This is a genomic window from Nonomuraea sp. NPDC004186, assembly GCF_053603495.1.
In genome coordinates this window covers 58,983-67,650 of the sequence record NZ_JBSGFQ010000070.1, presented here as the reverse complement: position 1 = coordinate 67,650, position 8,668 = coordinate 58,983, and the positions used below count along the sequence as shown (strand labels likewise).

At 69.5% G+C, this 8,668-nt stretch carries 8 protein-coding genes; 3 read left to right on the top strand and 5 right to left on the bottom strand.

Annotation, left to right across the window (positions count from 1 at the left end; translation table 11 throughout):
* Positions 1-563: 563 nt before the first annotated feature.
* A complete protein-coding gene (locus ACWEPL_RS42010) occupies positions 564-1,007 on the bottom strand; it encodes a MarR family winged helix-turn-helix transcriptional regulator (RefSeq protein ID WP_452439474.1) in 444 nt (147 codons plus the stop codon).
* Between the two features lie 75 nt (positions 1,008-1,082).
* On the opposite strand from ACWEPL_RS42010, the gene ACWEPL_RS42005 reads away from it, so the two are divergent.
* Positions 1,083-1,469 (top strand): PPOX class F420-dependent oxidoreductase, encoded by a 387-nt coding sequence (locus ACWEPL_RS42005; RefSeq protein ID WP_363971986.1) that lies wholly within the window; start codon positions 1,083-1,085, stop codon positions 1,467-1,469.
* A gap of 432 nt (positions 1,470-1,901) precedes the next feature.
* A complete protein-coding gene (locus tag ACWEPL_RS42000; RefSeq protein ID WP_452439473.1) occupies positions 1,902-3,365 on the top strand; it encodes a glycosyltransferase family 39 protein in 1,464 nt (487 codons plus the stop codon).
* Positions 3,366-3,499: 134 nt separating this feature from the next.
* On the opposite strand, the gene tyrS is transcribed toward ACWEPL_RS42000, so the two are convergent.
* Positions 3,500-4,765, bottom strand: coding sequence for a tyrosine--tRNA ligase (gene tyrS / locus ACWEPL_RS41995; protein WP_350727247.1), 1,266 nt, complete (start codon positions 4,763-4,765; stop codon positions 3,500-3,502).
* Positions 4,766-4,857: 92 nt separating this feature from the next.
* Between tyrS and ACWEPL_RS41990 the strand changes: the two genes are divergently transcribed.
* On the top strand, positions 4,858-5,259 hold the full coding sequence (locus ACWEPL_RS41990) for a PH domain-containing protein (RefSeq protein ID WP_452439472.1): 402 nt from the start codon (positions 4,858-4,860) through the stop codon (positions 5,257-5,259).
* On the opposite strand, the gene ACWEPL_RS41985 is transcribed toward ACWEPL_RS41990, so the two are convergent.
* The 3 genes from ACWEPL_RS41985 to ACWEPL_RS41975 form a co-directional block, all read right to left on the bottom strand.
* Positions 5,199-5,930 (bottom strand): DNA-3-methyladenine glycosylase, encoded by a 732-nt coding sequence (locus ACWEPL_RS41985; RefSeq protein WP_350727245.1) that lies wholly within the window; start codon positions 5,928-5,930, stop codon positions 5,199-5,201. The genes ACWEPL_RS41990 and ACWEPL_RS41985 overlap by 61 nt on opposite strands.
* Entirely contained in the window at positions 5,912-7,348 is a 1,437-nt protein-coding gene (argH, locus tag ACWEPL_RS41980; RefSeq protein ID WP_350727263.1) for an argininosuccinate lyase, read from the bottom strand. The genes ACWEPL_RS41985 and argH overlap by 19 nt, the downstream gene beginning before the upstream one ends.
* Before the next feature lie 91 nt (positions 7,349-7,439).
* Positions 7,440-8,639: an argininosuccinate synthase gene (locus ACWEPL_RS41975; protein ID WP_452439471.1), complete on the bottom strand. Its 1,200-nt coding sequence runs from the start codon at positions 8,637-8,639 to the stop codon at positions 7,440-7,442.
* Positions 8,640-8,668: the final 29 nt, after the last annotated feature.

The following is an 8,668-nucleotide window of genomic DNA, read 5'->3' as shown; positions in this document are numbered from 1 at the left end:
AAGCAATTTCCGTCAATAAATGACGGGGATATGCATGTGTATCTCATGCACTGGCTTTTAACACACTGTTGAGTTCTCAAGAAACGGACGCGTACATCTTCGCTCAAGTCTCTCGACCTTCGCTCGGAGGCGTACCTCGCGTTTTCCTAAAATTTACCGAGCTTGTTGATTTCCGTCAAATCCGGAGATTTGCTGGAAACTGCTCAGACTTGCTTAGGATGGTGCACCCCGGTTGTCCCGGGGCAACCCTCGTAACTTACCGTGTCATCCAGAGCCTGTCGAATCAACCGATTTTTCGGTGATCTCCGTGCGCCAGACGACGACCCGAACTCCGAGCGCGCCGAAGCGGCTCTGCCGAGTGGCTCGTCATTTCAAAGGGCTTGCGCGGGGGCCCGTCCGCCTGATCGGCGTCCGGCTCACTCCCGGCGCGAACTGAAAGACTAGGTCGCAATCCGCGACACGTCAAATCGCCTCGCCAGGGGGCGTGTCGCGGACGATCCCCGCCGCGCGGCGCGAGCCATGTCCCAGCCCTCCCGGTGGCACAGCCCGACGGTCTCTTGCTGTCACAGTTCCAGGGTGGCGCGGGCGATCGCTTCGGCGCACCGGGCCAGCAGGCTGCGCAGTTGCTCCCGCTCCTCCGCGCTGAACTCACCCGCGATCGCGCGTTCGATCACCACGGCGCGCTCGTCCGCCGCCTTCAGCACCGCACGCCCGGCCTCGCTCAGCCGGGTCTCCAGGACGTTTCGATGCCATGGGTGCGGGGAGCGTTCGATGAAGCCGCGTTCCTCCAGGTTCTTGAGCACGACGGTCATGGCCTGGGGCGTGACCAGGCACGCCCTGGCCAGCGCCGCGCCCGAGATACCGGGGTTGTCGGCCAGGGCGAACAGCGTCGCGTACTGGGGCACGGTCAGCCCTGCCGGCCGGACGGCGGCCTGCTTGGCCGCGATCAGGGTCTGCTCCGCACGCTTGATGTCCAGACCGAGGCGTTCGTCCGCAGGCATCCCCATGTCGTAAATAGTACAACATTGATGATTATCAAAGCTTTGATAACCTGGCGTGTATCTACGCTTTGGAGGAGAGACGTGATCATTCCCGACAGCCACTTGGACCTGCTGAAGCGCCCGCTGTTCGCCCATCTGGCGACGATCGGAGCCGACGGGACGCCCAACGTGAACCCGGTCTGGACGATCTGGGACGGTGAGCACCTGCGCTTCACGACCACGATGGATCGCTTCAAGTACCGGAACGTCAAGCAGCATCCGCAGGTGGCGGTCTCCATCAACGACCCTGAGCAGCCGTATCGCTATCTGGAGATCCGCGGCGTGGTCGAGCGGCTGGAGCCCGACCCTTCGGGGGACTTCTTCGACGTGCTGGCCAACCGGTACGGCCTGGAGTATGAGCGGCCGGTTGGGGATGCCGAGCGGCGGGTGGTGATCGTTGTGAAGCCGACACGCGTCACCCGGCAATGATTGTCGGGGCGGCCCTGGCGACGCTCGGGGGATCCGCTCGGGGAGCGAGATCACTGTGGCTGGGGGCGTGGGTGGCGGGGGACGGCCTCTCATAGGCATCCCCAGGCGTCCGTCGCAGGTTCCTGGTGTCCGTGCCGGTGCCCGTGGTCGTGGGGTAGCGCGGGGTGGCCCGGACTGGTGGCGGTGGCCCGGACTGGTGGCGGTGGCCGTGCCGGTGGTGGTAGTGGCCGTGGAGTGGCTGGTGCCAGTGGTGGTGGCCGTGGCCGTGAGATGGCCGGGCTGTTGGGCTCGTCAGTCGGCCGCAGTGCATAAGGGGCGAACGCGAATACTCCCGACCTTCCCCCCGCGTATCCTGCCCCGGTGACCACTGCCGCCACGCTAGCTCCCCCCGCCCGTCCCGCCGAACGCCTCCGTACAGCCACCCCATGGTGGATGTCCTTGCTCGCCGGCATCGCGGCATTCACAGGTACGGGGTCCGCCACCCTGAACGGCGACGAGCTGGCCACCATCAGCGCCGCTTCCCGTTCGCTGGCCGGGATGTGGGAGCTGGCCCGGCACATCGACGGCCATTTCCTCCCGTACTACCTGTTCATGCACCTCTGGATGAAGGCAGGTACGGCGGAGTTGTGGCTGCGGCTGCCGTCGGCGGTGGGGATCGGTGTGGCCGCCTGGTTCCTGGTCGATCTGGGGCGGCGGTTGCACAGCACGCGGGCCGGGGTGATCGCGGCCGCTGTCTTCGCGATCCTGCCTTCGGTGTCCTACTTCGGGGCGTTCGCCAGGTCGTACGCGTTCGCGGCGGCCGCGGTGGTGTTCTCGTTCTGGGCGCTGCACCGGGCCGTGGAGCGCTCCGAGGTCAGGCGGTGGGGGGTGTACGGGGTCGCGGTGGCCCTCGTATGCTCCACCCACCTGTTCGCGGTGCTGGTGCTGCCCGCCCAACTGCTGCTGGTGCGCCGGGGCCGGGTGGTGCCGATGCTGGCGGCGATGGCCGTCGGGTGTGTGCCCGCCGCGGTGCTGGGGCTGGTGGGGTTCGGGGAGCGGCATGCGATCAGCTGGATCCCGCAGCGGGGGCCGGAGGTGTGGCTGAAGTTCCCGAAGATGGCAGCAGGGGCGACCGGGCTGGGCGTGATGTTGTTCGCCCTGGCGCTGGCCGGTGCGGTGCTGCTGTGGAAGGCGGCGCCACGTGGGGTCGAGGAACCCGGCGGAACCGGAGCCGGGCCCGGAGAAACCGGCAGGGCCAGGGCCGGGGAAACCGGCGGAGCCGGGGTGACCGGGGGCAGGGTGTGGGTGTTCGTGGTGGTCGGGTGGCTGGTGTTGCCTCCGGTGCTGCTGCTCGCCGTGTCGCAGCTCGTGACCCCCGTCTACGTGGACCGGTACCTGTTCGTGACAGCCCCTGCGCTGGCGCTGCTGGCGGGGCTCGCCGTGGCGGCCCTGCCCCGGTTCCAGGTGGTGGCCGCGGTCGTGGTGGTGCTGCTCGGGTGCGCGCTGTCCGTTCAGGAGCACGTCACGGTGCGCGAGGAGAACGGCCGTTTCGAGAACATCCCCTGGGCGTTGCGCGTGATCAAGGCCGAGCCCGACGACGCGATCGTGTACGGCCAGAGCCAGCTCCGCACGGGCTTCGAGTACTACGCGGACTCTTTGATGCCGGTTGACGTGCTCAAGACCGGGGACGCGCCCTTGCCCGACGGGTTCGGGTATCCGGAGCGGCCCGACGCGGCGGCCGCGCTGGACGGGCGTGAGCGGGTGTGGGTGGTGTGGCGCGGGAGCAAGCAGTCGGGCCTCGACGGTGACGCGGTCCCGCGGGTCGCCGAGGTGGTGAAGGCGGGGTTCAAGCTGAGCCTGGCCAAGCACTCCGCCGATCTGCCGGGGCTGACGGTGGCGCTGTTCGTCCGCCGCTGACCCACCGCGCGGAGTCCGCCGCTGACCCACCTCACGAAGACCTCACGAAGACCTCACGGAGTACGCGGTCGGCGTACCACATGGAAGCGGGCCCCTCCCCGGACGGGGAGGAGCCCGCGAAGGTCACGCGAAGGTCAGCCGACCTCGACGCCGCCGATCGACTTCTTGCCGCGCCGGAGCACCATGAAGCGCCCGTGCAGCAGGTCCTCGGAGCCGGGAACGTACGCCTCGTCGGTGATCTTGACGTTGTTGAGGTACGCCCCACCCTCCTTCACCGCCCGCCTGGCCGCCGACTTCGACTCCACCAGGCCGCTGTCGGCCAGGAGGTCCACGAACGGCGTCCCGAGCGCGGGGACCGTGGCCTTCGGCACCTCGGCCAGCGCCGCCCCCAGCGTGGAGGCGGGCAGGTCCTCCAGCTCGCCCTGTCCGAAGAGCGCCTTCGAGGCCGCCACGACCGCGTCGAGCTCCTGCTTGCCGTGGAGCAGCTCGGTGAGGTCCTCGGCGAGCGTCCGCTGCGCCTCCCGGGCGAAGGGGCGTTCGGCGACGGCCTTCTCCAGGGCCTCGATCTCCTCGCGGGTCTTGAAGGTGAAGACCTTGAGGTAGTGGATCACGTCACGGTCGTCGGAGTTGAGGAAGTACTGGTAGAAGGCGTAGGGCGAGGTCATCTCCGGGTCGAGCCAGAGGGCGCCGCCCGCCGTCTTGCCGAACTTGGTGCCGTCGGCCTTCGTGATCAGCGGCAGGGTGAGCGCGTGGACGTGCCCGCCCTCGATGCGGCGGATGAGGTCGGCGCCCGCCGTGATGTTGCCCCACTGGTCGCTGCCACCGATCTGCAGCGTGCAGTTGTGGCGGCGGAACAGCTCCAGGTAGTCGTTGGCCTGCAGGATCTGGTAGCTGAACTCGGTGTAGCTCAGCCCCTCCCCCTGCAGCCGCGCGGAGACCGACTCCCTGGCGAGCATGCGGTTGACCGGGAAGTGCTTGCCGATGTCGCGCAGGAAGTCGATGGCGCTCAACTCGCCGGTCCAGTCGAGGTTGCTGACCAGCTGGGCGGCGTTCGGCTGGACCTCGAAGTCGAGGAAACGTCCGACCTGGCCGCGCAGACGCTCCACCCACTCCGCGACGACCTCGGAGGCGTTGAGCGAGCGCTCGGTGTTGCGCCCGCTCGGGTCGCCGATCAGGCCGGTGGCGCCGCCGACCAGGCCGATCGGGCGGTGCCCGGCGAGCTGGAGGCGGCGCAGCGTGAGCAGCGGCACGAAGTGGCCGACGTGCAAGGAGGCAGCGGTGGGGTCAAAACCGGAATAGACCGTGATCGGGCCCTTGGCCATGGACGCGCGCAGGGCGTCGAGGTCGGTGGACTGGGCGATAAGCCCTCGCCACGCGAGGTCATCGAGAATGTCGGTCACGGTGCCGGCTTTCCGTAGAGACGTTGGACGTTGAATAGTGCAAGCGTGCCCGATCGCCCGGGTTCACCGCCACTTGGATACGCTCTGTCTCCATGTGGAGGGTCCGTCGCGAGCTGGCTGTTTTCAAGATTTTAGGGGCTCTTGCGTGTGCTGGGCTCGCCGTCTACTGGTGGGTCGCCGGCGATGTCCGCGGTGTGATCCTGGCCGTGCCGGCAGCCGTGCTGGTAGGCGGGATGGGGCTGCGCGATCTGATCGCCCCCGTACGGCTGGCGGCCGATCAGAGCGGGATCACCGTGGTGCACGGGTTCGCGGGCAAACGGCACGTGCCCTGGGAGGCGATCCGGGACGTCAAGGTCGACGTGAGCAGGCGGTGGGGGCGGCGGAGCGAGCTCCTGGAGATCGACACCGGCGACAACCTGCACATTTTCAGCCGTCACGACCTCGATGCCCCTCCCACCGAGGTGGCCGCGGCGTTGCGGCGGCGGGGCACGTGAGCGCGGTAGGGCGACACTGTCGGGTCGCCGTCGATCCAGAACCGCCACGGGGTGTCCTTGGCGGTCGAGATGCCGGTACGCGGGCCTGACCTGATCGACTCCGCCTCCGCCGGGCGGCCCTCCAGCATGGCCGCGGCTCCATGCGGGACCCCGGTCAGCCGGCGGTCGGCCGCGAAAGAGGCCTCCGCGATCGCGTCGAGGCCGTTGTGCTCGCGGAGCAGGCCGAGGGCGACGGCCAGCCTTGCCGGGCCGCGCGCGAGGTCCCGGTCGGGAATCACCCGGCCGCTCGTAGCCATGCCGTTGCCCGTGGAGGTGCGCCGGGCGCGGGCCTCGTCGATGCCCGCCACCACCTCGCCCCCGCGCAGCAGCACGGCCGAGCCGAAGCCCTCGGGCAGGCAGACCAGGTTCGCGCAGAAGTGCATGCCGTACGTGAAGTACACGTACAGGTGCCCCGGCGGGCCGAACATGACCGCGTTACGCGGCGTCTTGCCCCGATAGGTGTGCGCCGCCGGGTCCTCGCCGGGGCCGCCGTACGCCTCGACCTCGGTCAGGCGCACGGCGACGGGGCCGTGCACGAGCACGCGCCCGAGCAGTTCGGGCGCGACCTCGTGCGACGGCCGGTCGAAGAAACCCCGCGGCAGCGCGGCGGAGCTCAGATCCCCGCTGCCCATGCCGCCTGTGCGTCGACCGCCTCCCGCAGCGCGACGAGCTGGTCGCGGACGCGGTCGGGCGCGGTGCCGCCGTGGGCCTTGCGCGCGGCCAGGGCGCCGGGCACGTTGAGCACGTCGCGGACGTCGGGCGTCAGGTGCGCCGACACCTTGATCAGCTCCTCGTCCGTGAGGTCGCCCAGGTCCTTGTCGTTGACCTGGCACCACACCACCAGGTGGCCGACCGCCTCGTGGGCCTCGCGGAACGGGACCCCGCGGCGGACGAGCAGCTCGGCCAGGTCGGTGGCCAGCGCGAACCCGTCGGGCGCCGAGGACTCCATGCGGGCGGTGTTGACCCGCATGGTCGCGACCAGCCCGGCCACCGCCGGCAGGACCAGGAGCAGCGTGTCGACCGCGTCGAAGACGGGCTCCTTGTCCTCCTGAAGGTCGCGGTTGTAGGTCAGCGGCAGGCCCTTGAGCGTGGTCAGCAGCGACATCAGGTTGCCGATGAGGCGCCCGGACTTGCCGCGGGCCAGCTCGGCGACGTCGGGGTTCTTCTTCTGGGGCATGATCGACGAGCCGGTGGAGTAGGCGTCGTCCATCTCGATCCAGCGGAACTCCTGCGAGGCCCACAGGACGATCTCCTCGCCCAGCCGCGACAGGTGCACGCCGATCATGGCCGCGTCGAACAGGAACTCCGCCGCGAAGTCACGGTCGGAGACGGCGTCCATCGAGTTGGGCGCGGCGGCCGCGAAGCCGAGTTCCTCGGCCACGGCCTGCGGGTCGAGCGGCAGCGACGAGCCCGCCAGCGCGCCGGCGCCGAGCGGGGAGATCGCGGCGCGCTTGTCCCAGTCGGTGAGCCGGTCGACGTCGCGGGCGAAGGCGTGCACGTGGGCCAGGAGCTGGTGGCCGAACGACACCGGCTGCGCGTGCTGCAGGTGCGTCATGCCGGGCGCGGCCGTCTCGGCGTGTTGCTCCGCCTGGGCCATGAGCGCCGTCTCCAGCTCGACCAGGCGGGAGACGACCGTGCGTGCGTGATCGCGCAGATAGAGGCGCAGGTCGGTGGCGATCTGGTCGTTGCGCGAGCGCCCCGCGCGGAGCTTGCCGCCCAGCGAGCCGAGCCGCTCCAGCAGGCCGCGCTCCAGCGCCGTGTGCACGTCCTCGTCGGCGACCGTCGGCCGGAACTCGCCCGCCTTGCAGGCGCGCTCCAGGTCGTCGAGCGCGCCGATCATGCGCTCGAGCTCCTCGTCGCTCAGCAGCTCCGCCCTGTGCAGCACGCGGGCGTGCGCCCTGGACGCGGCCAGGTCGTACGGCACGAGCCGCCAGTCGAAGTGCACGCTCACCGACAGCCGGGCCAGCGCGTCGGACGGGCCGCTCTCGAAGCGCCCACCCCACAGCCGCATCGGCTTGCCATCACTCACCGTTGTCTCCTTCGTGACCATGTCCATGGTCGCACCCGCTTCGGGCCTCGTCGGCATCGTTCCTCGTTCTCTCGCCCCGAGCTCCTGTGCTCCGGCGCGACCATAGTGCACGTCAGCCCTTCTTGGCGTCCCGTGCGGCGGCGATCTTAGTAGGGAGGGAGAACAGCTGGACGAACCCTTTGGCCAGCGACTGGTCGAACGTGTCGCCGGTGTCGTAGGTGGCCAGCGAGAAATCGTACAGAGAATCCTCCGAGCGGCGACCGGTGACAGTGGCCCGGCCGCCGTGCAGCGTCATGCGGATGTCGCCGGAGACGTGCTTCTGCGCCTCGGCGATGAGCGCGTCGAGGGCGCTCTTGAGCGGCGAGAACCACAGGCCGTCGTAGACGAGCTCGCCCCACCGCTGGTCCACGCCGCGCTTGAAGCGGGCGAGGTCGCGTTCGACGGTGACGTTCTCCAGCTCCATGTGCGCGGTGATGAGGGCGACGGCGCCGGGCGCCTCGTACACCTCGCGCGACTTGATGCCGACCAGGCGGTCCTCGACCAGGTCGATCCGGCCGACGCCGTGCGCGCCCGCGCGCCGGTTCAGCTCGTCGATGACCTGGTACGGCGTCAGCGGCCGCCCGTCGATCCCGACCGGAACGCCCTGCTCGAACGTGATGACGACCTCGTCGGCCTCGCGCGGCCGGGCCGGGTCGTCGGTGTAGGAGTAGACGTCCTCGGTGGGGCCGTTCCAGATGTCCTCGAGGAAGCCGGTCTCGACGGCGCGGCCCCAGAGGTTCTGGTCGATGGAGAACGGGTTCTTCTTCGACGTCTCGATGGGCAGGCCCCTGGCTTCGGCGTACTCGATGGCCTTGTCGCGCGTCCAGGCGAAGTCGCGGGCGGGCGCGACGACCCTGAGGTCCGGGGCGAGGGCGGCCAGGCCGGCCTCGAAGCGGACCTGGTCGTTGCCCTTGCCGGTGCAGCCGTGCGAGACGATCGTGCCGCCGAACCGCTTGGCCGCCGAGACCAGGTGCTTGACGATCAGCGGGCGCGACAGCGAGGAGACCAGCGGGTAGCGGTCCATGTAGAGGGCGTTGGCCTGCAGCGCGGGTACGCAGAAGTCGGCGGCGAACTCCTCCTTGGCGTCCACCACGACCGACTCGACCGCGCCGCAGTCGACGGCCCGCTGCTGGATCGCTTCCATGTCCTCGCCGCCCTGGCCGAGGTCCACGGCGACGCAGACGACCTCGGCGCCCATCTTCTCGGCGAGGTACGGGATGGCGACCGAGGTGTCCAGGCCGCCGGAATACGCGAGTACTACCCTTTCGGACATTACATATCTCCGGATATCAGATCTTGGCC